The organism is Symploca atlantica LB2515 (genome assembly GCF_052546295.1).
This window is the reverse complement of record NZ_JBQWMT010000001.1, coordinates 1,176,723-1,199,301: the sequence shown is the minus strand read 5'-3', so window position 1 is coordinate 1,199,301 and position 22,579 is coordinate 1,176,723. Positions and strand designations below refer to the sequence as shown.

The following is a 22,579-nucleotide window of genomic DNA, read 5'->3' as shown; positions in this document are numbered from 1 at the left end:
TAATCTTTCTAGCCCTAAACTATTTAAAGGAGGGGCTTGATGTAGGCAATTGCCTGACGCCAGATAATAATTGCGGGCTGCTCAGCTTCAGTGAGGATACACAGGCATTCTTGGTCTTGCCAACGTAATTTTCCCATGAGCAAATCCCCAGTAAGGAGTTTGATTTCGATCTCTTTTTCATCTTTGATGCAATCTTGGAGTTGACGAGTACTGGGTAGTCCGGTATCAAATTCAGACATAATCAAAATTTTAAATAGGAGATACTGCTCAATGGAACTCGCCTTTACAAAGTACCATGGTCTGGGTAACGACTTTATTTTGATTGATAATCGTGCCCAAACTGAACCGGTAATCACCTCAGAGCAAGCAGTACAGCTATGTGATCGCCACTTTGGTGTTGGTGCTGATGGCGTAATATTCGCTCTGCCTGGAGTTGATGGCACTGACTATACCATGCGGATCTTTAACTCCGATGGTTCAGAGCCAGAAATGTGTGGTAATGGTATTCGCTGTTTAGCTAAGTTCCTCTCGGATCTAGAGACAGCAGAAACACCAACTTTGGCTAAAACTCAATATCGCATTCATACCCTGGCCGGTATCATGACCCTCAAACTCGAAGACGATGGTCAAGTCAAAGTGGATATGGGCATGCCCCAGCTTTTAGCCAGCCAAATCCCTACCACTCTGGCTGGTGCTGACGAAAAAGTGATTAATGCCACTATAGAAGTGGCCGAGCAATCCTGGCATGTTACCTGTGTGAGTATGGGTAATCCTCACTGCATCACTTTTGTCGAAGATGCTGATGCGATCCCGTTGCCAATCATTGGTCCGGAGTTTGAGCATCACTCGGCTTTTCCTCAAAGAACGAACACGGAATTTATTCAAGTGGTGCGCCAGGACTATCTGAAAATGCGGGTATGGGAACGCGGTGCTGGGATCACTCTGGCTTGTGGCACAGGTGCTTGTGCCTCTGTCGTCGCAGGTGTATTAGCATCGAAAAGCGATCGCCTCTGCACGGTTGAACTTCCTGGTGGTTGTCTAGAAATCGAATGGTCAGAGTTAGATCAGCGAGTTTACATGACAGGGCCAGCACAAAAAGTATTTACAGGCATAATTTAGCCGCAAAAAATCTTTTATTAAGGTAACTAATAGGTGGAATGGATAGTCAGCTTTCTTTTCAAAGTTCTCTAGTTATTTGCCCCGGCAGTCATAATCCGCAACTGACGCAGGACTTTTTAGAAGCTTTGCACTGCCAAGAACAGGGCAATCTATCAAATAGCTGGACGCATAACTTGTTGATTTTTCCTACTCAGAACTACCCAGCTTATTCACCCATACATATCTTAGAGTTTTTGCGGCAACGTGTTGATAGTGAAAGGTCACCGATAGTTTTTATTGGTTTCAGTGCTGGCGTTGCTGGCGCTATTGGTGCTGCTTGGGGGTGGCAGTTATCAGGAGGTAAGGTAAAGGCATTGATTGCTGTAGATGGCTGGGGTGTCCCCTTATCTGGTAATTTTCCCATCCACCGGATTAGTCATGATTATTTCACTCACTGGAGTTCAGCATTGCTGGGTAATGGAGAGGATAGTTTCTATGCAGATCCAGCAATTGAACACTTACAATTGTGGCAAAAGCCTGATTTCTGCGAAGGTTGGTGGGTTCGCCCTGCTAGGGGTGGTATTCCAGAACAGCGAACTTTTACCACTGCAGCCAGGTTGATTATGCACTTATTACAGCGTTATTCTTGACTTCTCTCTCTCTTGAAAGGCGGAGGAGAAGTCAAAAATAGAAGACATGGTTAATTAAGTTGTATAAACCACCGTCTGGTCAATTTTCGATTTTTCATTAACCGTTGATTGCACAGCAACTATTTTCACCTGCTTTTACTGTCGTTCCTTCTTCACTAAAAAAAGGAGGTTTTAAGAGTCGCGATGCCGCAGGTTGCAATTACTTGAAATAATGGTATTATGTGTTACGATTTATTATCGCTTTTGGTAGTATTGTTCAGCAGACCACCTATAACCAATTTTCATTTGGATACCAGTAAAAGGGTTTGAAAACTCAAAGGTAGAGGTGATAGTAACGTAACTCAACCAACTATAAAAATAAAATTTTCACTATTCTTCAAAGAAATTGACCCCCAAACTCCGCCTCAGATTAAAAAACTGCAAAGACTGTCTATTTTTAGCTCAGCCTGGGCAGCAACTCAGTAAAAAATCAAACTAAAGCTCTAGTGGAAACTTGAGTTTAGTCTGATATCAGTTTTACACAACCCAAGAATAAAACAAGCAAGTAACAATAGATCAAATTGTTGCTGACTTTCAGAACAAAACTGAAAAGAGAACTTAGCTAAATTTCCTTTGAGCAAATACAAAACTTAAAATGCAACTTTAGCAATTATTTAGAGGTATCTCATGATTTCTCAAAGCATCTCCCAAAAAAGTATCTCCAAACCAGAAACTCCTCCCAAGAATATCAGCCGAAGAACTGGTGCTTATGCCTTAATGGACAGTCTTAAACGTCACGGCGTTGAGCATATTTTTGGCTATCCCGGCGGTGCAATTTTGCCGATTTACGACGAATTGTATAAGTGGGAAGCCTCAGGAAAACTGCAGCATATTCTAGTAAGACATGAGCAGGGCGCAGCCCATGCAGCGGATGGTTATGCTCGTGCTACAGGCAAAGTGGGAGTTTGCTTTGGCACATCTGGTCCCGGAGCTACTAACTTAGTTACAGGTATTGCTACAGCTCACATGGACTCAATTCCCATGGTGGTTGTAACTGGTCAAGTTCATCGGGGATCGATTGGTTCTGATGCCTTTCAGGAAACAGATATTTATGGCATTACACTGCCAATTGTTAAGCACTCTTATGTCGTGCGTCAAGCCAGTGATATGGCGCAGATTGTGGCACAAGCCTTCCACATCGCTAGCACAGGGCGACCAGGACCAGTACTGATTGATATCCCTAAAGATGTCGGCTTAGAGGAATGCGACTACCAACCGGTGCAGCCTAGTACCCTCAGGTTAAGGGGTTATCGTCCGACGGTCAAAGGCAATCCTCGCCAAATTAACCAGGCGCTGAATCTGATGTGTCAGGCGCGACAACCACTTTTGTATGTCGGGGGTGGTGCAATTGCTGCCGATGCTCACAGGGAACTTCAGCAACTGGCCGAAATCTTCCAGATTCCGGTGACAACAACTCTGATGGGTAAAGGTGCCTTTGATGAATCTCATCCCTTGTCTGTCGGGATGTTAGGAATGCATGGCACCGCCTACGCGAACTTTGCCGTTAGCGAGTGTGACTTATTGATTGCCGTAGGTTCACGTTTTGATGACCGGGTTACGGGCAAACTTGACGAATTTGCCTGCCACGCCCAGGTGATTCACATTGACATTGACCCGGCTGAGGTCGGCAAAAATAGAGCACCACAAGTACCAATCGTTGGTGATGTACGTTTAGTACTCAAAGATTTGTTGCGGCGGCACAAAGAAGAAAATATTCCTGCAGCACCTCATCAAACCAAGGCTTGGCTTGACAGAATTAACCGTTGGCGTCGGGAATATCCTTTACAGGTGCCTCAATATCCCGATAGCATCTCACCCCAAGAAGTAATTGTCGAGTTAAGAAATCAGGCCCCAAATGCCTACTACACCACAGATGTCGGTCAACACCAAATGTGGTCAGCTCAATTCCTCAAGAATGGGCCGCGTCGTTGGATTTCTAGTGCTGGATTGGGGACAATGGGCTACGGATTACCAGCAGCAATGGGTGTAAAAGTTGCCCTGCCGCAGGAACAAGTGATCTGCATTGCTGGTGATGCCAGTGTCCAAATGAATATCCAGGAACTGGGAACTTTGGCACACTACGGTATCAAAGTGAAAACGGTGATTATCAATAACGGCTGGCAGGGAATGGTGCGTCAGTGGCAAGAGGCATTCTTTGGAGAGCGCTATTCTTCCTCAAACATGGAGTTGGGCATGCCGGACTTTGTCAAGCTGGCAGAGGCTTACGGCGTTAAAGGCCTGTTGATCAAAAACCGGGAGGAACTCAAGGACGCGATCGCCGAAATCCTCGCCCACGACGGCCCAGTACTAGCCGATGTACGGGTTACCAAAAATGAAAACTGTTACCCGATGGTGGCTCCTGGCAAGAGTAATGCTCAGATGATAGGCTTACCGGAGCGCCCCAAATCAGAACACATTCCGGAAGTTCTCCAGTGTAGTAACTGTGGGGCAAAGAACTCCGAGAGTAACAACTTTTGCCCAGAATGCGGCACTAAACTGTAGGTTGAAAGTTGATTGAAGCAAAAAGTCCCCTGTCCTAAAACAGGGGCTTTTTTGTCCCTAGCAGATAGAGAATTTGCTCGTTGTGCAGATCAATGGCTGTTAAGATACAAATCGCTAGGCCTCATCAGCGAATAATCATGGGCAATATCTTTGGGCATTTGTTTCGCATCACCACATTTGGCGAATCTCACGGCGGTGGCGTTGGCGTCGTTATCGATGGGTGTCCACCGAAATTGGCAATTTCCGCAGCAGAAATCCAGGTAGAATTAGACCGCAGGCGTCCCGGTCAAAGTAAAATCACCACACCCCGCAAGGAAACCGATACTTGCGAAATAATTTCGGGGGTATTTGAGGGCAAAACTCTAGGAACACCAATTACAATTCTGGTGCGCAATCAAGATACTCGCCCCCAAGACTACAGTGAGATGCAACAGAAGTACCGCCCTTCTCATGCTGATGCAACTTATGATGCTAAATACGGAATTCGTAATTGGCAAGGCGGGGGCAGGGCTTCGGCGCGTGAAACAATTGGGCGAGTGGCAGCAGGTGCGATCGCCAAAAAAATTCTCAAGCAAGTTGCTGGAGTGGAAATTGTTGGTTACGTCAAGAGAATTAAAGATTTAGAAGGCGTCATTGAGCTGAATACTGTCACTCTAGAACAGGTAGAAAGCAACATTGTCCGCTGTCCTGACGCCGAGTGTGCTGTTAAAATGATTGAATTAATTGAGCAGACAGGCCGTAGTGGTGATTCGATTGGTGGCGTTGTCGAATGTGTTGCCCGCAATGTTCCTCCAGGATGGGGAGAACCAGTATTTGATAAACTAGAAGCTGATTTAGCCAAAGCAGTGATGTCTTTACCAGCAAGCAAAGGTTTTGAGATTGGCTCTGGTTTTGCAGGAACTCTGCTCACGGGTAGTGAACACAATGACGAGTTTTATCTTGACGAAGCCGGCGCAATGCGTACAGTAACCAACCGTTCTGGTGGTATTCAGGGGGGCATTACTAACGGCGAACACCTGGTTTTGCGGGTAGCATTTAAACCAACTGCTACTATACGAAAAGAACAACGTACCGTCACCAACAACGGTCAAGAGACTATGCTAGCGGCTAAAGGACGCCATGATCCTTGCGTTTTACCCAGAGCTGTGCCTATGGTAGAAGCAATGGTTGCCCTAGTATTGTGTGATCATCTAATGCGTCATCAAGGTCAGTGCCATAGTTTAGCGCCTGCCGAAAGCCAAACTTAATTAAGTAAGTGTTGCTAGGTTTGCCGTTCTGAGGGCAATAGCCACTACCTTATAAATTATCAGGGTGAGTACCTTAGTTCAATTGGTGCTAGGTAAACTGTAGTATCGCTTTTATCTGATCGGCACGCACCCCAACCGATATTTTTTGAGTGAAGCACCAGCAATCTTAACGTCATGATCACCAGAAAACCTCTTGAATATCTCATTCAATAAACATAATCAGACGTGGACAAGCCTAGACAATGAACAGAGGTTTTTGAAGTAAGGAATTTCGGGAAACTGGCAATCTATCAACTAAAATAACTGAATATGCTGAGAATTGATGACCAATCTTTATCAAGACAAAATCTCTAGAAAAAGATAAATACAACATTAGGTGACCCTGATGAGCAACTGTTAAAATTTAGAGCTATCCGTAGCCATTCTCCGATACTCTAACTTCACCATATTTTCAGATAATTCAACCTAACTAAAGATGTCACTCCACGATGATTTAGATATCAAACTATTGGCTGACGGTAGCTACAGCAACCCTAAATGATTCATGAGAAAAATTAACCGCAGATCCACAAGATCTAAAATATACAGTTCTCACAATTAATCTAGGATTGCTATATTGTCCCTATCCTAAAAACAACCGTTAAAATCTCTTTATTAGTAACTTATCAAATCACCAATGGAAACTAGTTCTTCCTCTGAGTTTGTCGTCCAATTCTGGGGGGTTAGAGGTAGTGTTCCCTCCCCCGGCAAGGAGACGGTTCGCTATGGCGGTAATACCTCTTGTGTTGAGATGCAAGTCGCTGGAAAACGTCTAATTTTTGATGGCGGCACTGGTTTGCGGATGTTAGGTAAAAGCTTGCAACCTCAGCTACCGATTGAGGCTTATTGGTTTTTTACCCACTACCACTGGGATCACATTCAAGGAGTGCCTTTTTTCGCTCCTGCCTTTGTCAAGGGCAACACTTTTCATATTTACGGAGCTGCACCGGATGGGCTATCACTAGAGGATCATTTTAGCGAACACGTTTTGCATAAGAATGCTCCTGTACCCATCAAAGAAATCCAGGCAGATTTTAAGTTCTACGACTTAACCTACGGTAATACGGTTAACCTTGGAGAGATCACAATTGAAACCAGTTCTACCTCTCTCAACCATCCCAACGGTGCGATTGGTTATCGAGTAACATGGCAAGGTCATTCTGCTGTCTACTGCACAGATACAGAACACTTCCCCGATAGCATCGATGAAAATGTAGTACATCTAGCTCGTAATGCCGATGTCTTCATTTACGATGCCATGTACACAGACGAGCAATATAACAACCCCAAATCACCAAAGGTAGGATGGGGGCACTCGACTTGGGAAGAGGGAGTCAGGGTAGCTAAGGCGGCTGGTGTCAAGCAGCTAGCAGTCTTTCACCACGAACCAAATCACAACGATGACTTTCTTGATCAAATGGCTGTGGAACTCAAAGAAGCCTTTAAGGGAGGATTTCTGGCACGTGAAGGTATGGTTGTTAGTCTGTTGTAGAGAGAACTCAGCTATCTACCACCCAGCTTTCTAGAAAGCGAATACTCAGGCTCAGCTACCAGCGCTCGCCGTGGGATTTTTCTCATTCATTGCATTGATTGATGGATGATACTGCCTCTGTTGTGGTGATTGTACGGACGCTCTTATTAGCGATCGCGCAACTTTGAGGCACCCAAACACTCTACAATATAAGATTACTCCTGAAAAGCGCCTAGCAGCCCGCTCCTCAAATCCAAGAGTGCTTATTGCCGTGACCTCTAGGCAAAACTTAACTAACTTAGGCGTCTACCTAAATCGATTATGAGTAATTCGATTCGCTTTCTCATGTGTGCTCCCGACCATTACGACGTGGATTATGTGATTAATCCGTGGATGGAGGGGAATATTCACAAGTCCTCGCGTGATCGCGCCGTTGAACAGTGGCAGAAGTTACACCACGTCCTTAAAGACCATACTCTAGTGGATTTGGTTGAACCTCAACCAGGTTGGCCAGATATGGTCTTTACTGCCAATGCCGGTTTAGTATTGGGCAAAACTGTAGTACTCAGTCGCTTTTTCCACAAAGAGCGCCAGGGTGAGGAGCCTCACTTCAAAGATTGGTTTGAAGCACACGGTTATACAGTCCATGAATTGCCCAAAGACTTACCCTTTGAAGGCGCTGGTGACGCCCTACTCGACCGCGAAGGGCGCTGGCTATGGGCAGGATACGGTTTCCGCTCTGAGCTTGATTCCCATCCTTACATTGCCAAATGGCTCGATATTGAAGTAGTATCACTGCGGCTGATGGATGAGCGATTCTATCACCTTGATACCTGCTTTTGTCCCTTGACAGGTGGCTACTTACTCTACTACCCACCAGCATTCGACTCCTACTCTAACCGCTTGATTGAAATGCGGGTGTTACCAGAGAAGCGGATTGCTATTGAAGAAGCCGATGCTGTAAACTTTGCCTGCAACGCGGTCAATATTGACCAACTTGTGGTGATGAACAAAGCCAGCGAGCAACTTAAGCAGCGCTTGGGGGAAGTGGGATTTCAGGTTATTGAGACACCATTAACAGAATTCCTGAAAGCTGGTGGTGCTGCCAAATGTCTGACCCTAAGAGTAACTGAGCCAGTCCGTGCCGAAGTTCATGCTAACGCATCGGTAGAAAGTCGCACAATTCGCATGGAAGGACATCTGCTGGATGCTGGGATCATCAGCAGGGTATTGGACTTGATTGTGGAAGGGGGGGGTAGTTTCCAGATTCTCAACTTCCAGTTGGGAGAACAGCGGCAAAGTACCTCCAATGCCGAGGTAAAGGTATCAGCACCCTCTCACGATGTGATGGAAGAACTGATGACCCAGCTGATTGATCTGGGTGCTGTAGCTCCTCCTCAAGAGGTTTGTGATATTAACTTGGAACCTGTGATCCAAGATGGTGTAGCTCCTGATGACTTTTATGTCACCACCATCTACCCCACAGAAATACGGGTTAATGGCGAGTGGGTGAAGGTACAAAATCAACGCATGGACGGTGCGATCGCGATTACTCATACTGACTCAGGGTCGCTCGCTCGCTGTAAACTGTTGCGAGACCTTGAAGTCGGTGAGCAGGTGGTAGTCGGCGTCGAAGGTATCCGCACCGTGCGTAAAGCCGAATCCCGTGAAAAACGCAATCAGCAGGAATTCAGCTTCATGGGTGCTGGTGTTTCTAGCGAACGCCGAGTGGAATTAGTCGTTGAGCAAATTGCCTGGGAACTGCGCCAAATTCGCGACCAAGGCGGTAAAGTTGTGGTAACAGCAGGGCCGGTGGTAATTCACACTGGCGGCTCTCAGCACTTAGCGCGTCTGATTAGGGACGGCTATGTGCAGGCACTATTAGGGGGCAACGCGATCGCCGTCCACGACATTGAGCAATCCCTGATGGGAACCTCCCTCGGTGTTGACATGAAGCGAGGAGTTCCAGTTCACGGCGGACACCGACACCATCTAAAAGTGATTAACCTAATCCGTCGCTATGGCAGTATTGCCCAAGCAGTTGAGCAGGGAGTATTGACAAAAGGCGTGATGTATGATTGTGTGACAAATAATGTGCCCTTCGCTCTCGCCGGTTCAATCCGCGACGATGGTCCATTACCAGACACGGAGATGGATTTGCTCCAAGCTCAAACTGATTACGCTAAGCTGATCGAGGGGGCAGACATGATTTTGATGCTCTCCACGATGCTGCACTCCATTGGTGTGGGCAATATGACACCAGCTGGTGTGAAGATGGTTTGTGTGGATATCAACCCAGCAGTGGTGACAAAATTAAGCGATCGCGGTTCTGTGGAATCCGTCGGCGTTGTTACCGATGTGGGTTTATTCCTCTCTCTGTTGGTGCAACAGTTACACCAATTGACCAGTCCCTATCAATTGGTGTAACTGAATTAGCTGGCAATATCTTGGTCTTTGGCAACAGCTTCCTTGTGGCTGGGCATTAAAGCCCAGCCTTCTTTTAAGAGTTTTTGATAGGTGGCAAAACCCTTAGAACCTCCGGGAACAAGGTAGTCTGGGATAGCATATTCAGGAAATGTGGTGTAGGGTCGCCACGGTTGATGAGGGGCAGTCCTTAAATGGAGAATTTTATCGCTATTTGCACCCAATCTAGATAACCAGCACATTTGTTTTTGCATGGGAAACTCCTTATTTCAATCCAAGGTTGAGAGTCCTGGTTGGCTAATAAAAGTTTGAACAATGATGCACTGTCTCTCTAGTGGGACTTCTAACCATTGACTCTAACAGCCTTGCTTATTTTGTCTTTCAAGACTAAATTTATTGATTCCGGATAGTTTAGTCAGTCAATTTCAGTAGAGAAGTCTACAACTAAGCTATGTTGGACAAAGTACTTGAAGTAAGCCTCACGTAGTAATAGTTGTCTATGTAACTCCGACAGGAGAACCTTGGCTTGTTCCAAGCTGACATTTTTGATTTGTTCGTCGAATGCTTTGATTCTAAATTGCTGTTCTAAAGAGAGTGCAATTTTTTGCTCATTCTCCATAATTTATCTCCTAAAGATTTTGATAAAGGTGTCATGGTTTTACTTACTTGACCTCTTGTTTAGCAATAATGGCAAATTTCTTAGCTGTTTTACAGTACCCGATAGGGGTACTTTAGCCTTAGTTACATCTCGACTTTGAAACTAACTTGATCGCAGTCAAAAAATTGAGAAATTGCTCTACAACCATGCTTTATTTGACTAGGCTACACAGGCTGGTTTGCTTGCTCTAGAAAAGCCGAAGTTTTGAGTTGCTAAATATTTATCAGGAAGATTCTCTCTTTTTACGCCTGAGGTCAGTGTCTGTAACAATTATTTACTTCTCAGGTGTTTGCTCAGCCAAACCACTTACAGTCACTTAGGGGTTTCTTGCTGAACACTCAATGATTTGAGGTGACTCTTGATCTCAACTAGTTGCTTTTCCAGAACCGGATACTTACTCTGGGGAAGGAATGGATCATTCTTGTTCGTCACAACAGCTTCTATGGGCAGAACACGAAAATTTAATTTATTGTTAAGTCTATAATTATGAGTCCAGGTAGGAATTGCCTCTACCTCGGTAATTTCTACGGTTTCTTCGGGAAACTGTTTGCGAAGTTTAACAGCAAAAATTACGCCAATATCCTTATAATTGCCTAGCTGGTAAGATATAAAGTTTCCTAGAGAATAAATTGCCACTGCAGTTCTGGTTGTTCCCTCTTTTCCTGGCAACTTGAAAATTTGGTAAGGCTGAACGACATGGGGATGATTACCGAGAATAATATCTGCACCGGCTTTAACTAACTTCTCAACTAGTTGTTTTTGTTGGACATTCGGCTGACGCTGATACTCTTGACCGAAATGGAGACAAATAGTAACAACATCCGCTCCCATTTCCCGTGCTTTGGCAATATCTTTGACTATTTTTTGTTGATCAATCAAGGAAATGAGATAATCTTTACCTTGAGGAATAGGAATGCCATTAGTTCCATAGGTGTAAGCCAAAATAGCCATAGAAATATTGTTTTGCTCAACCAGCAAAATCTGCTCTGCTTCTTGAGCTGTAGTAGCAGTACCTACTGAGTAGACTCCACGGGAGCTAACATTTTTAATTGTATTAATTAGTCCTTGTTCGCCTTTGTCTAGAGCGTGATTATTAGCGGTTGTTAAGATATTAAAACCAGTATTTTTGGCAGTATCAACTATTTCGGCGGGTGCATTAAACAGAGGAAAGCCTGAATAGCCCAATTCAGGGCCAGCTAGGGTTGTTTCTAAATTAGCGATCGCCCAATCACCCGTGCCAATAATCTCGTTGACTTCTGTAAAAAAATTGTCAAAATTATAGGTTTTAGTTTTAGGATTGTAACCAGAGCGAGTTAGAGCAGCATGCATCAAAATATCGCCGACAGCAATTAATTTTGCTTCTTCGGTATAAGCTTCTGGTGCTATAGGTAGTACTGACGGAGCAGAGTTTTCTGCGTTTGTGCCGAGAGTGTTGCTATCAGGCTTATTGACAAAATTACAGCCAGAAATCAACAGGACAACAATAACCAGCAGGGGTGAGGTAAACTTCATGAATTTTTTGGCTTTCTAGGAGAGTAGGGATTCCGTTAAAGGTTAGAGTAGTTTTTGCCAAGTTTTTGTAACACAACCTCTCTTTAACTGTAGTTTTCCTCTGGCTCTTAGTAATTGAGACTCTGTAAGTAAATTTCTGTTGAAAAAAGCATAACTGCAAGGAACTAAAGATGACAAATGCATCCTATATTTTTCTAGCCGGGGCAAGTCGGGGAGTTGGTCGAGAAATTGCCAAGTATCTCAGCCAACAAAACCAGCAAGTCAAGGCCTTGCTGCGTTCTGGGGATACTCGCCCAGAGTTAGAGGCAATGGGCATTAAAGTGGTCATAGGAGATGCCTTGGATGCTGCTGTCCTGGAACAGGCAATGCTGGGCAATGAACCAATTCAGGCGGTAATTAGTACTATTGGTGGTCTACCAAAAGATGGCGAAAGGGCAGATTATTTGGGTAATAAAAACCTCATTGACGCTGCTGTCAAGGCAAAAGTACAAAAGTTTATTCTGATTTCTTCGATTGGCAGTGGGGAGAGTGTAGTTGCGATACCACCACAGGCACTGGAAACCTTAAAGCCAGTCTTGGTAGAAAAAGAACAGGCAGAGAAATACCTTATCGAGAGTGGACTAACTTACACCATAATTCGACCGGGTGGTTTGAAGTCGGAACCCGCAACAGGTAATGGCGTTGTCACGGAAAATTACCGAGTTGCTGGGACAATTCATCGTGCTGATGTCGCCCAGTTGGCTTGTCAGTGTCTGTTTTCTGAGGCAGCTAATCATAAAATCCTCTCCGCAGTTGACCGGATGCAGATGTACGGCCAGCCGGAGTTTGAGGCACTTAGTTTGACCTAAAGGTTTTAATCCAGTGGCGGTGGAGAGCCCAGTCAAGAATAATACGGGCGATCGCAAAACAGCAAATACTCTCAACTCCTAAGATGCCCAATAACCAAAAAACTGCCGTCAAATTTTGCTGTCCCTCCACTGGTGCTAAGCCTCGTACTAAACCAAAAGCTAGCACGGCTCCATCCTTAAGATGCGGATTTTGATCTTCTCGAACTATATAACGGTAGGTAACGCCAAAGAGAAAGCCACTCAAAAAAGCAATTCCTACCTTGACGAAAAGCTCCGGAATCGTGCTAATTTGCAAGGTAGTGAGTGCCTCAAACTGTTGTGAGAGTACCAAACTGTTGCCAACAGCAATGCTACCGTAAGCAAGCGTTAGAGCAAAAGCCGACAGTAGGCCTGCTTTTAGGGATTCGATACGCTCAGCAAAGGTTATCTCAGAATATGGTTTCACTACAATTTCACGCAATGTCACGGGCAGAAAATAACTGTTCGAGGGCGTATGAATATCTTTAGTCAACTCAAAACCCACCGTCTGATCATACTAATCTGTATTGTTGTTAACACGGGATTAGGCATTAGTAGTTGCAGTAAGCTTCCTTCGACTTCAGTGACTACCTCTACTGAGCCAACTTCAGCGGCTGAAGCGGCTGACTCAGTGAGTGTATCTTATACTGCTAACGGTCGTCAGCCAACTCTAGTTAGCTATAAATTTCCCTCTCCTAGTGAGTGGCAGAAGGCGAGGATTGTGCAGACATTAGAAGGACATTCTAGTCGAGTGCAAGCAATCTCTTTTAGTCCAGACGGACGCTTACTGGCTGCTGCTGATGAGCAAGGAATCATTATTTGGCAGGTCAACACTGGAGAAAAGCTACGTACTCTTGCGGGACATAAAAGTGTTGAAGTTGCTGAACAAGCAGCGCCGATAACTTCCCTAGTCTTCAGTCCGAATGGAAGTCTCCTAGCTAGTAGCAGCAGAAGTCAAGGTCTTTCTCCAGAAAAATCAATTATCCTCTGGAACCCTAATACTGGTGAAAAAGTTCGCTCTTTTGCTAGTTCTGAGGGTTGTTCTCAAGTGGTATTTAGCCCCGATGGACAGAGGCTAATTGGTGCTTGTGGTAGAGGAATTGAGGTCTGGAATCCCAATACGGGAGAACAGCAGCTAATTTTCTACGATAATCTTCCTGTAGAAGCGATCGCTCTGAATCCTCAAGGGAATACTCTTGCCACTGTGGATATGAATACTAATGGGCAAGAGTATGGCGCACAGAGTAATGCCATTAAACTCTGGAATCTAACAACTAAGCAGGCTACACCTGTGGGCATTCTCATTGGTCATAGCCGTGATATTAATCAGATTTCTTTTACTCCTGACGGCAAATTTATACTTAGTGCTGACTGGGTTAGTCTCGACTCAGCTGGGGTAATTAGGCTCTGGGATTGGCAAGCCGGTCATTTAGTATGGAGGCAAGAGTATGATGGCGAATCATTAAGCCTCAGTCCCGATAATCAGCTAATTGCGGGAGATTTCCGGGATGGTATGCTGCTAGATTTGCAAAAGGGAGAAGAAGTAGCCAACTCCCTATCCATTCCTATGCAGGGTGAGGCAACAGCCTTAGCTTTCAGTCCCGATGGTAAAACCTTAGCCTGGGCAGGCAAACCGCCAACTTTCCCTAATCCAGTAATTCGTCTGTGGCAAGTCCCCTAGGACAGCGGTTCAGACAAAATAAGGACAAAGAAAGCTCAAATTGAATTATCATAAGCCTTGGAGTCATTTGATATTGTTAGAGATTGCAATGGATATTCTCTCATTAGGTTGGGTTTCGGTACTAGTTTTGTTCACCTGGTCAATTTCCATGGTGATCTGGGGTCGCAACGGTTTCTAGAAGGTTGTGGAAAGTTCTTTTGTCAGTTTTCTGTTTGTAGCTGCCGCAGGATTACTCGCTGTGGTCAGTTTTGGTGTGATTTACTTGACTGCAGTGGAATGGCGCGATCGTCGTCGTCAAGAGCGGGATAAAAAAAGGTAAAGGGAAGGATATCAGTTAGCGATTACTTGGCGGCTGATGCCCTGATTTTTGATAAAAATTACCCTCCTTCTCAACAGAAGGGGGGTAAATATTTGGCATTGCACAGTTTATCTAAAAAATCCATCTTTATTGCTCTTTTGTGACTAGCTGAAAACTTTCACCATTTCTGAATTCTAGAGCTTTTGTCTACGCAGCAATTGCCCATAGCACCAGCAAAGCTGATCAGAAATTTTTTTCCATATACGAATACCATAGACATCTCCAATAATTACTAAAAATAAAGCTGGAACCATAATGGCATCATTCAAAAATAAGGTTTTCTGGAGATGTCTAATAGCGAAGTTTTTGTCATAAATTTGTCATAAAATAGCTTGTATTGACGGACTGACTGATAAAGTTTCTATAAACTGCTCTCCTTGTAAGTCTGAAAAGAGGGTTGTTGCACCATTGATAGCAATCCAAAAACTTGCCAGGTTTAACCGAAAATGACGATTTTTTATGACCTTAACTTTGGCAGTGTTCATCAACTTTTTGATGAGTCGGGCAAGATTATTGATGAAGCAACTTATGTTCGCCGCTTTGATCGCTTTATGCAAGAAATGGTTTGGATGTCTACGGTACTTCAGTACGGACGCCAAAATGTCAGCATTGACAAGCAAAAGGACGAAGGAACAAAGACGTTTCATGCCAATAAACCTTGCCCAGAAATGGCAGCAAAAATGGGTAGTAATTCAGCCGGAACAGTTTTAGAAGTTAAGACTTGCTCAGAAACTGGCAAGATAGAGGCAACTCCAGTAACAACCTAATTTTAAATTTTGGATGCATGGAGATCTAATACTATGACACTCGAACACCAAAGACTTGAAGAATCTCGTACTGGACAAGTTTCTTGGAAACGATGGGGGCCCTATTTAAGCGAACGCCAGTGGGGAACCGTGCGCGAGGACTATAGTGCTTATGGTCAAGCCTGGGACGATTTCCCACACGATCAGGCGCGCTCCCGTGCCTACCGTTGGGGGGAAGATGGGATTGCCGGAATTTCTGATGATCGGCAATTAATCTGTTTTGCGATCGCTCTTTGGAATGGTCATGATTCTATTTTAAAAGAGCGAATGTTTGGCTTAACTGGAAATCAGGGCAATCATGGGGAAGATGTTAAAGAATACTATTTTTATCTCGATAGTACCCCGACTCATTCCTATATGAAGTATCTCTACAAATATCCCCAGGCGGAGTATCCCTACACCTGGTTAGTCGAAGAAAATCAACGGCGGGGACGGGGGGCATTTGAGTTTGAATTGTTGGATACCAATATCTTTGCTGAAAATCGGTACTTTGATGTTTTTGTTGAATACGCTAAAGCCTCAGCAGACGATATTTTAATTGAGATTCATACAGTTAATCGAGGCTCTGAAACTGCAACTTTACACCTCCTACCAACTCTTTGGTTTCGTAATACTTGGTCATGGGGAGATAGCAAGAAAAAACCTATTTTAAAAGCCTTAAACTCCCACAATTCTTACCAAAGAATAGAGGCAAATCACCCAGAGCTGGGGCAACGCTGGTTGTATTGCCAAAGCGATGCTTCGACAAAGCTCAGCAACCGAGTGCCGCTACTGTTTACCGAGAATGAAACCAATTACAAACGGTTGTATAACGTTGAAAATTCTTCGCCCTATCTCAAAGATGGTATTAATAATTATGTTGTTCATGGACAGAAGGAGGCAGTAAACTTTAATGGAAGCGGGACAAAAGTTTCGCCTTATTATCTCTTGAATTTGCGAGCTGGTGAAACGCAAACCATTAAGCTACGCTTATGCGATCGCCCCAATTTAGCTCAACCCCTAGATTCTGAATTCGACCAAATTTTTCAAGGACGAAAAACCGAAGCCGACGAATTTTACCACAAAATCACTCCTTTCCAGATGAGTGATGACCTGCGAAATATTCAGCGACAAGCGTTTGCAGGGATGCTTTGGACGAAACAATATTACTACTATGATGTCACCCGTTGGCTCAATGGTGATGCCACAATGCCTGCTCCTCCACCGCAGCGCCAACAAGGGCGAAACCACCAATGGAAACATTTTGAAAGTATTGATGTGCTATCGATGCCGGATAAGTGGGAGTATCCCTGGTTTGCAGCGTGGGATTTGGCATTTCACTGCATTCCCTTGGCAATGATTGATCCAGAGTTTGCCAAGAATCAACTTGACTTAATGACACGAGAATGGTACATGCATCCCAATGGACAAATTCCCGCTTACGAGTGGGCTTTTGGAGATGTGAACCCGCCTGTTCATGCTTGGGCAACTTGGCGAGTATACCAGATTGAACAAAAAATGTGGGGGAGGCGCGATCGCACATTCTTAGAACGCATTTTTCAAAAGCTCTTACTTAACTTTACCTGGTGGGTGAATCGTAAGGATACTGAAGGCAATAATGTCTTTGAAGGGGGCTTTCTGGGGTTAGATAATATTGGTGTGTTCGATCGCAGCGCTCCTCTCCCGACAGGCGGTTACATCGAGCAAGCAGATGGTACAAGTTGGATGGGGATGTATTGCCTTAATATGCTCACCATCGCCCTGGAGTTGGCACTGGAAAACCCAGTGTATGAAGACATGGCGACCAAATTCTTCGAGCATTTTATTTATATTGCTGATGCCATAAACAATATTGGGGGTGAGGGAACTCGACTTTGGGATGAAGAAGATGGCTTTTTCTATGATGTCTTGCGGTTGCCAAATAACGAACGATTGCCACTGAAAGTGCGTTCAATGGTGGGGTTAATTCCTTTATTTGCCGTCACAACGTTGGAACCCGACTTGCTGGAAAAACTGCCGAACTTCAAGAAGCGCGTCGATTGGTTCATTGAGAACCGTCCCGACTTAAGGGTTAACGTTGCTTGTATGGAGACGAAAGGCATGGGAGAACGGCGGCTGTTAGCTATTGTCAATCCCGATAAGTTACCGCGTATCCTAGCAAAAATGTTAGACGAACAGGAATTTTTGAGCGACCATGGCATTCGAGCGTTATCCCGCTACCATCTGGAACATCCCTACATCTTTACAGCGACAGGCAATAGTTACCGAGTCGATTATGAGCCGGCTGAGTCGAGTACGGGGCTATTTGGCGGTAACTCCAACTGGCGCGGCCCGATTTGGTTTCCTGTAAACTACTTGCTAGTTGAATCGCTGCAAAAGTTCCATCACTATCTGGGCAATGATTTTAAGGTAGAATGTCCCACTAACTCCGGTCAAATGATGACTATCTGGGAGGTTGCTGCTGAACTGGAAGCTCGGATGATTCACACCTTCCAGAAAGATGAATCAAGTTATCGTCCAGTTTACGGCAGCTTGGAACTGTTTCAAAAAGACCCTCACTGGCAAAACTATATCCTTTTCCACGAATACTTTCACGGTGATAATGGGGCGGGTATAGGAGCCAGCCATCAAACCGGTTGGACGGGACTTGTTGCCAAATTAATTCAGCAATGCAGCGAGTACGGTAAGGTTCTCTCACCATCATGATGCAGGCACTAAGAAACCATTGGCTAGACTACTTGATTGAAGCTGCAGGATTAGGAGCCTTTATGATATGTGCGGGATTGTTCGCCACGCTGATCTTTTCTCCCGTCTCCCCTGTTCCCAGTCTCTTGCCGAATAGATTTTGGCGAGGAACGCTCATGGGAGTGGCGATGGGATTAACGGCGATTGTAATTATATATTCTCCTTGGGGGAAGCGATCAGGCGCACACATCAATCCAGCAGTTACGCTCACCTTCTTTCGGCTCAAAAAGATGGCGGTTTGGGATGCCTTTTTCTATGTCTTGGCTCAATTTCTAGGGGGACTGGCGGGTATCTCACTGGTATCTACCTTAGTGGGCAATTCCTTCACCCATCCACCAGTGAACTATATCGTAACGGTGCCGGGGCAATGGGGAGTTCTCTTGGCATTTGTAGCAGAGTTTGCACTGGCGTTTGCATTGATGACAATGGTACTCGTCACCAGCAACACCAAACATTTGGCAAACTTGACGGGTGTATTTGCTGGTATAATGGTCGCCTTTTATATCACCTTTGAGGCTCCTATAGAACCCATTTGGTATCTTTACATTCTCCGGTATAATAATCCAAGATACTGGTTATCGAATACAAACTTACTCGAACTGTGTGATTGCCCTGCACCGTTCTTTGTCGAAGGTGCTTGGCACCTTCCATAACTTGAGTTGATCTAAGAGACAATGAGCTATTCAAGCAGTTTGACAGATAAAGAGTGGGAAATTATTGAACCCCTCCTACCTAAGAAAAAAAGAACCAAACCCCCAACATGGAGCAAGAGGGAAATTTTAGATGGGGTTCTCTATCAACTCAAAAATGGTTGTAATTGGTGTGATTTGCCAAAAGATCTACCTCCCTATTCGACTGTATTTTGGCATTACAAACAGTGGCGAGAACAAGGAATAATTGAGAAAATACGAGATATTCTGCATGGACAACTGCGGCAGAAGGTTAAAAAAAACCATTATGGACAACCTTAATAATTATTGACTCACAGGCGGTAAAGAACACTTGTAATGCTAGTAAAGAATCGTCTGGTTTTTGTTTTTACAAATCAACAAACGGCATCAAAAGGCACTTAGCCGTAGATACTTTGGGATTTCCTTTTTTTACTCACTGCACCAAAGCATCGATTTCCGATGACCGGGGCTTAATTGAAATGCTCTCAGATAATATTGATTATTTCCAATCTAAACCTGTCAATATTCCCAAAATTACTATCCTTCTTGACAACGGATATCATCCTGAAAAATTGGCAGAAGAGTTGAAAAAAGTTTATCCCCAGATAATGACCAAGATTAGATTTAATCTATCAGCCAAACCAGACAAAACCCAAAAAGAAAAAGAAGGAAAAACAGGTTTTGTTCCAGTCAAAGCAAGGTGGGTTATTGAAAGAAGCAATTCTTGGATGGAGAGATGTAAAAGTTTGGTCAAGAACTTTGAAAAAACTCTTGAGAATTCTACCACCAAAATTAATCTTTGTTTTGTCCGACTGATGCTCAAAAGACTGGCAAATGGCTAGATAGATCCCAAATGGGTTCTATATCGGGGATGAGTCTCAATCCGGCTCGGACGTTTGCTTCTGCTTTACCGTCACATATCTGGACGGGGTTTTGGGTATATTATCTGGCTCCCCCTCTAGCAATGTTGACGGCAGCAGAACTTTATTTGCAAGCCTCTAAGCGGAGTATGCGATCGATTTGCTGCAAACTCTGCCCTAACGGAGACACCCCTTGCATTAGTAACAACTGCTGTACTTATTGTGACGACTTGATTAGACCCTGGCGACAGGAGGAATCGGCGGGAGTTGCGATCGCACAGAAGCAGGAAAATCGCTAGATTTCTTCATTCAAACTTTGTAATCCATCCCACCTCGGAGAAGATATGCCAGAGCACTACGACGTGATTGTGATTGGTACAGGGGCTGGCGGCGGTACGTTAGCTTATTGCTTGGCACCAAGCGGTAAACGCATTCTCATCCTAGAGCGAGGCTCATTCTTGCCTAGAGAAAAGGAAAATTGGAGCGCCCGCGAGGTTTATCAAAACGAACGCTATCATACTCAGGAGCAGTGGTATGACCAGAATAATCGCCCGTTTCGGCCTCAGATGAGTTATTGGGTGGGTGGTAATACCAAAGTATATGGAGCGGCGTTGATTCGATTTCGGGAACGCGATTTTGAAGCTGTTCCTCACAAGGATGGAATATCACCAGAGTGGCCCCTCAAATATGCTGACTTTGAGCCTTACTATACCCAGGCAGAAGCACTTTATGACGTTCATGGTCAACAAGGAACTGACCCCACAGAACCCCCCCGCATTAGCGATTATCCCTATCCCCCTGTTAGTCATGAGCCTCGAATGCAACAGATTGCAGAGGACTTACAGAAGCAGGGATTGACTCCGTTTAATTTACCTTTAGGGCTCAAGTTGAATGAAGTTGATCGCACATTGGGAGCTTGCATCCGTTGCGATACCTGTGATGGATTTCCCTGTTTAGTGCAAGGCAAGGCGGATGCTGAGGTTAATGCCATTGGGGCGATTCGCGCTCAAACCAATATTACCTTGTTAACCAACGCCAAAGTTCTCAGGCTCCATACCAACGAGTCAGGGCGTGAAGTCACTTCGGTAGAAGCAGAAGTCGAAGGAGAAATTCAACACTTTAAGGGTGATCTCGTTGTTGTGGCTTGTGGTGCAATTAACTCGGCGGCGCTGCTGCTGCGCTCTGCTAATGATCAGCATCCGAAAGGATTGGCAAATCGTTCTGATCAGGTGGGGCGCAATTTTATGAAGCATCTAACCACAGCAATGGTATCTCTTAACACTACTCCCAATGCTTCGGTGTATCAAAAAACTATCGCCATTAGCGATTTCTACTGGGGTGAGGAGGGATTTCCCTATCCGATGGGATTTATTCAAAATACAGGTAATGTCCTCAGAGATATGATTCCAGCAGAAGCGCCAAAACTGCTGGCTCCCTTCGTTAAATTAGTTCCCGGATCGGAATTAGAGCGAGTCTCCCACTACTCTACGGGTTGGTGGTTGCAAACGGAAGACTTACCTGAACCCAAGAATCGGGTGCGAGTGGAGGGTGACAAGCTGTATTTGGAGTATACGCCCAATAATGTGGCAGCGAGCGATCGCCTGATTAACCGTTGGAGTGCGATTCTGAAAGCGGCTGCACGGGCAGAACACGTTATTCCTTTTGGGGTCTATCCCCGGAATAAAACACCGATTCAGGTAGTAGGACATCAGTGTGGCACCTGTCGATTTGGAGAAGATCCAATCATGTCTGTACTCGATCTCAACTGTCGGACTCACGATGTTGACAATCTCTACGTTGTAGATGGTAGTTTTTTTTGCTCTAGCAGTAGCGTCAATCCCACACTAACGATTATCGCCAATGCTCTGCGAGTTGGCGATCATTTATTGGAGCGAATGAAATGAGTTTGGCGATGCCAATAACCTCAAAAAGACTAAACCTCTTGCAAAAGTTTTGATAACTCTCAAAGTCATGCTGAGGGGAATGCGGGAGCATCTCACCTTTGCAAATATAGCTTGAGATTCTTCGCTTCACTACGTTGCGCTCAGAACGACAGGAGTATTTTTACATCAAGTGGGATGCTCCCTGGAATGCAGTGGAGTGAAGCATCTGGCGAGATGTTTATGACAATTAAGCATTTATGCCGGAGATCTACTCTGCTTCTTGAGTTTCCTCATAGATGGGCGTAAATCTCTGAGTGTCTGGATCATACTGCCAAGCAAGTCCATGGGGGTCTCTTTCTTGACTCCATTTAGAGAAAGTAGTTCTTTTTCGATGTTTCGCTATAGTTGTTGAACTCACAGACAATCGACGTGCTAACGCCACTTGACTCAAATCTTGCGGTACCTGATTTTTTGACTCTTGTGCCATTTCTAGGAGTTTCGCGCTAACTGAGGAGGGAACTGCTGCTACTGGTTGCTCAATATTAGGAACAGGTTGTCCTGTAATGATATTCCACTGCAAACCTTCACGCTTCACTATAAACTTCCAAAACTGACCGATGGCTTTAGTTGGCACCTGTCCCCTGAGGGTTAGGGTAAATAGTTGCTCCTCACCTTTCCTGGGTAATTCGTTTCTTTTAATCAGTACTGTTACTACTTGATTTTTAGTATTCACCACCTGCCCTACTATACGAAACTTATTGATTCCCTTATGCCTCAAGTCAGGTACATCATCTTTGGTTTTCAATTTAGCCAGCACCAACAAGGGAGGATTAAGGCGGGGGTAGCACTTCCAAACTAGAGGAAGCTGGAGAAACTCTGGATGAGCTGTGAGTATTTGTGCCGAGGCATCAGTTAGTCTGGCTGGTATCTCTAACTGATCTTCTGTGAGTAAGGTGCCTTGGAGAAAATTTTTTGAGCTGGGTTGATAAATACCGCAAACTTTCCCTCTGGCACTATAAATTACAGGGTCATCGTGTGGTTTTGATTCTTCCATTTCGGGTCAGGATTTGGCCTCATCTCTCCTTATGGC

23 protein-coding genes are annotated in these 22,579 nt (G+C 44.7%); 17 read left to right on the top strand and 6 right to left on the bottom strand.

Going from position 1 to position 22,579, the window contains the following annotated elements:
• Nucleotides 1–23: 23 nt before the first annotated feature.
• Nucleotides 24–239 (bottom strand): Hfq-related RNA-binding protein, encoded by a 216-nt coding sequence (locus ACT7WV_RS05110; protein WP_445101860.1) that lies wholly within the window; start codon nucleotides 237–239, stop codon nucleotides 24–26.
• Between the two features lie 31 nt (nucleotides 240–270).
• Here ACT7WV_RS05110 and dapF point away from each other — a divergent pair, with 31 nt between their 5' ends.
• The 6 genes from dapF (at nucleotide 271) to argZ (ending at nucleotide 9,473) form a co-directional block, all read left to right on the top strand.
• On the top strand, nucleotides 271–1,119 hold the full coding sequence (gene dapF / locus ACT7WV_RS05105; protein ID WP_445101859.1) for a diaminopimelate epimerase: 849 nt from the start codon (nucleotides 271–273) through the stop codon (nucleotides 1,117–1,119).
• Between the two features lie 38 nt (nucleotides 1,120–1,157).
• The gene (locus ACT7WV_RS05100) at nucleotides 1,158–1,748 is read left to right on the top strand and encodes a hypothetical protein (protein WP_445101858.1); all 591 of its coding nucleotides are present in this window, start codon (nucleotides 1,158–1,160) and stop codon (nucleotides 1,746–1,748) included.
• 666 nt (nucleotides 1,749–2,414) lie between these two features.
• Nucleotides 2,415–4,289, top strand: coding sequence for a biosynthetic-type acetolactate synthase large subunit (gene ilvB, locus ACT7WV_RS05095; RefSeq protein ID WP_445101857.1), 1,875 nt, complete (start codon nucleotides 2,415–2,417; stop codon nucleotides 4,287–4,289).
• A 137-nt stretch (nucleotides 4,290–4,426) separates the two neighbouring features.
• Nucleotides 4,427–5,536 (top strand): chorismate synthase, encoded by a 1,110-nt coding sequence (gene aroC / locus ACT7WV_RS05090; protein WP_445101856.1) that lies wholly within the window; start codon nucleotides 4,427–4,429, stop codon nucleotides 5,534–5,536.
• Between the two features lie 676 nt (nucleotides 5,537–6,212).
• Entirely contained in the window at nucleotides 6,213–7,067 is an 855-nt protein-coding gene (locus tag ACT7WV_RS05085; RefSeq protein ID WP_445101855.1) for an MBL fold metallo-hydrolase, read from the top strand.
• Nucleotides 7,068–7,367: 300 nt separating this feature from the next.
• The gene (gene argZ, locus ACT7WV_RS05080; RefSeq protein WP_445101854.1) at nucleotides 7,368–9,473 is read left to right on the top strand and encodes a bifunctional arginine dihydrolase/ornithine cyclodeaminase; all 2,106 of its coding nucleotides are present in this window, start codon (nucleotides 7,368–7,370) and stop codon (nucleotides 9,471–9,473) included.
• 5 nt (nucleotides 9,474–9,478) lie between these two features.
• On the opposite strand, the gene ACT7WV_RS05075 is transcribed toward argZ, so the two are convergent.
• The 3 genes from ACT7WV_RS05075 to ACT7WV_RS05065 all read right to left on the bottom strand — a co-directional run bounded on the left by ACT7WV_RS05075 (nucleotide 9,479) and on the right by ACT7WV_RS05065 (nucleotide 11,640).
• On the bottom strand, nucleotides 9,479–9,724 hold the full coding sequence (locus tag ACT7WV_RS05075) for a hypothetical protein (protein WP_445101853.1): 246 nt from the start codon (nucleotides 9,722–9,724) through the stop codon (nucleotides 9,479–9,481).
• Between the two features lie 161 nt (nucleotides 9,725–9,885).
• Nucleotides 9,886–10,089: an NblA/ycf18 family protein gene (locus ACT7WV_RS05070; RefSeq protein ID WP_445101852.1), complete on the bottom strand. Its 204-nt coding sequence runs from the start codon at nucleotides 10,087–10,089 to the stop codon at nucleotides 9,886–9,888.
• 351 nt (nucleotides 10,090–10,440) lie between these two features.
• On the bottom strand, nucleotides 10,441–11,640 hold the full coding sequence (locus tag ACT7WV_RS05065) for a CapA family protein (protein ID WP_445101851.1): 1,200 nt from the start codon (nucleotides 11,638–11,640) through the stop codon (nucleotides 10,441–10,443).
• Between the two features lie 170 nt (nucleotides 11,641–11,810).
• Here ACT7WV_RS05065 and ACT7WV_RS05060 point away from each other — a divergent pair, with 170 nt between their 5' ends.
• Nucleotides 11,811–12,488 carry an SDR family oxidoreductase gene (locus tag ACT7WV_RS05060; RefSeq protein ID WP_445101850.1) on the top strand — a complete coding sequence of 226 codons (678 nt, stop codon included), beginning with the start codon at nucleotides 11,811–11,813 and terminating at the stop codon, nucleotides 12,486–12,488.
• Here ACT7WV_RS05060 and ACT7WV_RS05055 read toward each other — a convergent pair.
• Nucleotides 12,475–12,933 carry a hypothetical protein gene (locus tag ACT7WV_RS05055; RefSeq protein ID WP_445101849.1) on the bottom strand — a complete coding sequence of 153 codons (459 nt, stop codon included), beginning with the start codon at nucleotides 12,931–12,933 and terminating at the stop codon, nucleotides 12,475–12,477. The two genes, ACT7WV_RS05060 and ACT7WV_RS05055, sit on opposite strands and share 14 nt — an antisense overlap.
• A gap of 48 nt (nucleotides 12,934–12,981) precedes the next feature.
• Here ACT7WV_RS05055 and ACT7WV_RS05050 point away from each other — a divergent pair, with 48 nt between their 5' ends.
• The 10 genes from ACT7WV_RS05050 to ACT7WV_RS05005 all read left to right on the top strand — a co-directional run bounded on the left by ACT7WV_RS05050 (nucleotide 12,982) and on the right by ACT7WV_RS05005 (nucleotide 21,510).
• Complete coding sequence (locus ACT7WV_RS05050) at nucleotides 12,982–14,187, top strand: WD40 repeat domain-containing protein (RefSeq protein WP_445101848.1); 1,206 nt, start codon at nucleotides 12,982–12,984, stop codon at nucleotides 14,185–14,187.
• A gap of 88 nt (nucleotides 14,188–14,275) precedes the next feature.
• Entirely contained in the window at nucleotides 14,276–14,365 is a 90-nt protein-coding gene (gene petN, locus ACT7WV_RS05045; protein WP_190430645.1) for a cytochrome b6-f complex subunit PetN, read from the top strand.
• A 6-nt stretch (nucleotides 14,366–14,371) separates the two neighbouring features.
• On the top strand, nucleotides 14,372–14,506 hold the full coding sequence (locus ACT7WV_RS05040) for a hypothetical protein (RefSeq protein WP_445101847.1): 135 nt from the start codon (nucleotides 14,372–14,374) through the stop codon (nucleotides 14,504–14,506).
• Between the two features lie 485 nt (nucleotides 14,507–14,991).
• Nucleotides 14,992–15,312: a hypothetical protein gene (locus ACT7WV_RS05035; protein WP_445101846.1), complete on the top strand. Its 321-nt coding sequence runs from the start codon at nucleotides 14,992–14,994 to the stop codon at nucleotides 15,310–15,312.
• A 33-nt stretch (nucleotides 15,313–15,345) separates the two neighbouring features.
• Nucleotides 15,346–18,036, top strand: a complete 2,691-nt coding sequence (locus tag ACT7WV_RS05030; protein WP_445101845.1) for an MGH1-like glycoside hydrolase domain-containing protein — start codon at nucleotides 15,346–15,348, stop codon at nucleotides 18,034–18,036.
• On the top strand, nucleotides 18,033–18,728 hold the full coding sequence (locus ACT7WV_RS05025) for an aquaporin (RefSeq protein ID WP_445101844.1): 696 nt from the start codon (nucleotides 18,033–18,035) through the stop codon (nucleotides 18,726–18,728). The genes ACT7WV_RS05030 and ACT7WV_RS05025 overlap by 4 nt, the downstream gene beginning before the upstream one ends.
• A gap of 21 nt (nucleotides 18,729–18,749) precedes the next feature.
• Entirely contained in the window at nucleotides 18,750–19,046 is a 297-nt protein-coding gene (locus ACT7WV_RS05020) for a transposase (RefSeq protein WP_445101253.1), read from the top strand.
• 2 nt (nucleotides 19,047–19,048) lie between these two features.
• Nucleotides 19,049–19,588, top strand: a complete 540-nt coding sequence (locus tag ACT7WV_RS05015) for a transposase (protein WP_463424206.1) — start codon at nucleotides 19,049–19,051, stop codon at nucleotides 19,586–19,588.
• An 11-nt stretch (nucleotides 19,589–19,599) separates the two neighbouring features.
• On the top strand, nucleotides 19,600–19,905 hold the full coding sequence (locus ACT7WV_RS05010; protein WP_445101843.1) for an aquaporin: 306 nt from the start codon (nucleotides 19,600–19,602) through the stop codon (nucleotides 19,903–19,905).
• 45 nt (nucleotides 19,906–19,950) lie between these two features.
• A complete protein-coding gene (locus ACT7WV_RS05005) occupies nucleotides 19,951–21,510 on the top strand; it encodes a GMC oxidoreductase (RefSeq protein ID WP_445101842.1) in 1,560 nt (519 codons plus the stop codon).
• A gap of 247 nt (nucleotides 21,511–21,757) precedes the next feature.
• Here the strand turns inward: ACT7WV_RS05005 and ACT7WV_RS05000 are convergent, their stop codons facing one another.
• On the bottom strand, nucleotides 21,758–22,543 hold the full coding sequence (locus tag ACT7WV_RS05000; protein ID WP_445101841.1) for a hypothetical protein: 786 nt from the start codon (nucleotides 22,541–22,543) through the stop codon (nucleotides 21,758–21,760).
• Nucleotides 22,544–22,579: the final 36 nt, after the last annotated feature.

Coding starts and splice junctions, on each gene's coding strand:
- ACT7WV_RS05110 (WP_445101860.1), bottom strand. CDS start 239: ATGTCTGAATTTGATACCGGACTACCCAGTACTCGTCAACTCCAAGAT.
- dapF (WP_445101859.1), top strand. CDS start 271: ATGGAACTCGCCTTTACAAAGTACCATGGTCTGGGTAACGACTTTATT.
- ACT7WV_RS05100 (WP_445101858.1), top strand. CDS start 1,158: ATGGATAGTCAGCTTTCTTTTCAAAGTTCTCTAGTTATTTGCCCCGGC.
- ilvB (WP_445101857.1), top strand. CDS start 2,415: ATGATTTCTCAAAGCATCTCCCAAAAAAGTATCTCCAAACCAGAAACT.
- aroC (WP_445101856.1), top strand. CDS start 4,427: ATGGGCAATATCTTTGGGCATTTGTTTCGCATCACCACATTTGGCGAA.
- ACT7WV_RS05085 (WP_445101855.1), top strand. CDS start 6,213: ATGGAAACTAGTTCTTCCTCTGAGTTTGTCGTCCAATTCTGGGGGGTT.
- argZ (WP_445101854.1), top strand. CDS start 7,368: ATGAGTAATTCGATTCGCTTTCTCATGTGTGCTCCCGACCATTACGAC.
- ACT7WV_RS05075 (WP_445101853.1), bottom strand. CDS start 9,724: ATGCAAAAACAAATGTGCTGGTTATCTAGATTGGGTGCAAATAGCGAT.
- ACT7WV_RS05070 (WP_445101852.1), bottom strand. CDS start 10,089: ATGGAGAATGAGCAAAAAATTGCACTCTCTTTAGAACAGCAATTTAGA.
- ACT7WV_RS05065 (WP_445101851.1), bottom strand. CDS start 11,640: ATGAAGTTTACCTCACCCCTGCTGGTTATTGTTGTCCTGTTGATTTCT.
- ACT7WV_RS05060 (WP_445101850.1), top strand. CDS start 11,811: ATGACAAATGCATCCTATATTTTTCTAGCCGGGGCAAGTCGGGGAGTT.
- ACT7WV_RS05050 (WP_445101848.1), top strand. CDS start 12,982: ATGAATATCTTTAGTCAACTCAAAACCCACCGTCTGATCATACTAATC.
- petN (WP_190430645.1), top strand. CDS start 14,276: ATGGATATTCTCTCATTAGGTTGGGTTTCGGTACTAGTTTTGTTCACC.
- ACT7WV_RS05035 (WP_445101846.1), top strand. CDS start 14,992: ATGACGATTTTTTATGACCTTAACTTTGGCAGTGTTCATCAACTTTTT.
- ACT7WV_RS05030 (WP_445101845.1), top strand. CDS start 15,346: ATGACACTCGAACACCAAAGACTTGAAGAATCTCGTACTGGACAAGTT.
- ACT7WV_RS05025 (WP_445101844.1), top strand. CDS start 18,033: ATGATGCAGGCACTAAGAAACCATTGGCTAGACTACTTGATTGAAGCT.
- ACT7WV_RS05020 (WP_445101253.1), top strand. CDS start 18,750: ATGAGCTATTCAAGCAGTTTGACAGATAAAGAGTGGGAAATTATTGAA.
- ACT7WV_RS05010 (WP_445101843.1), top strand. CDS start 19,600: ATGGGTTCTATATCGGGGATGAGTCTCAATCCGGCTCGGACGTTTGCT.
- ACT7WV_RS05005 (WP_445101842.1), top strand. CDS start 19,951: ATGCCAGAGCACTACGACGTGATTGTGATTGGTACAGGGGCTGGCGGC.
- ACT7WV_RS05000 (WP_445101841.1), bottom strand. CDS start 22,543: ATGGAAGAATCAAAACCACACGATGACCCTGTAATTTATAGTGCCAGA.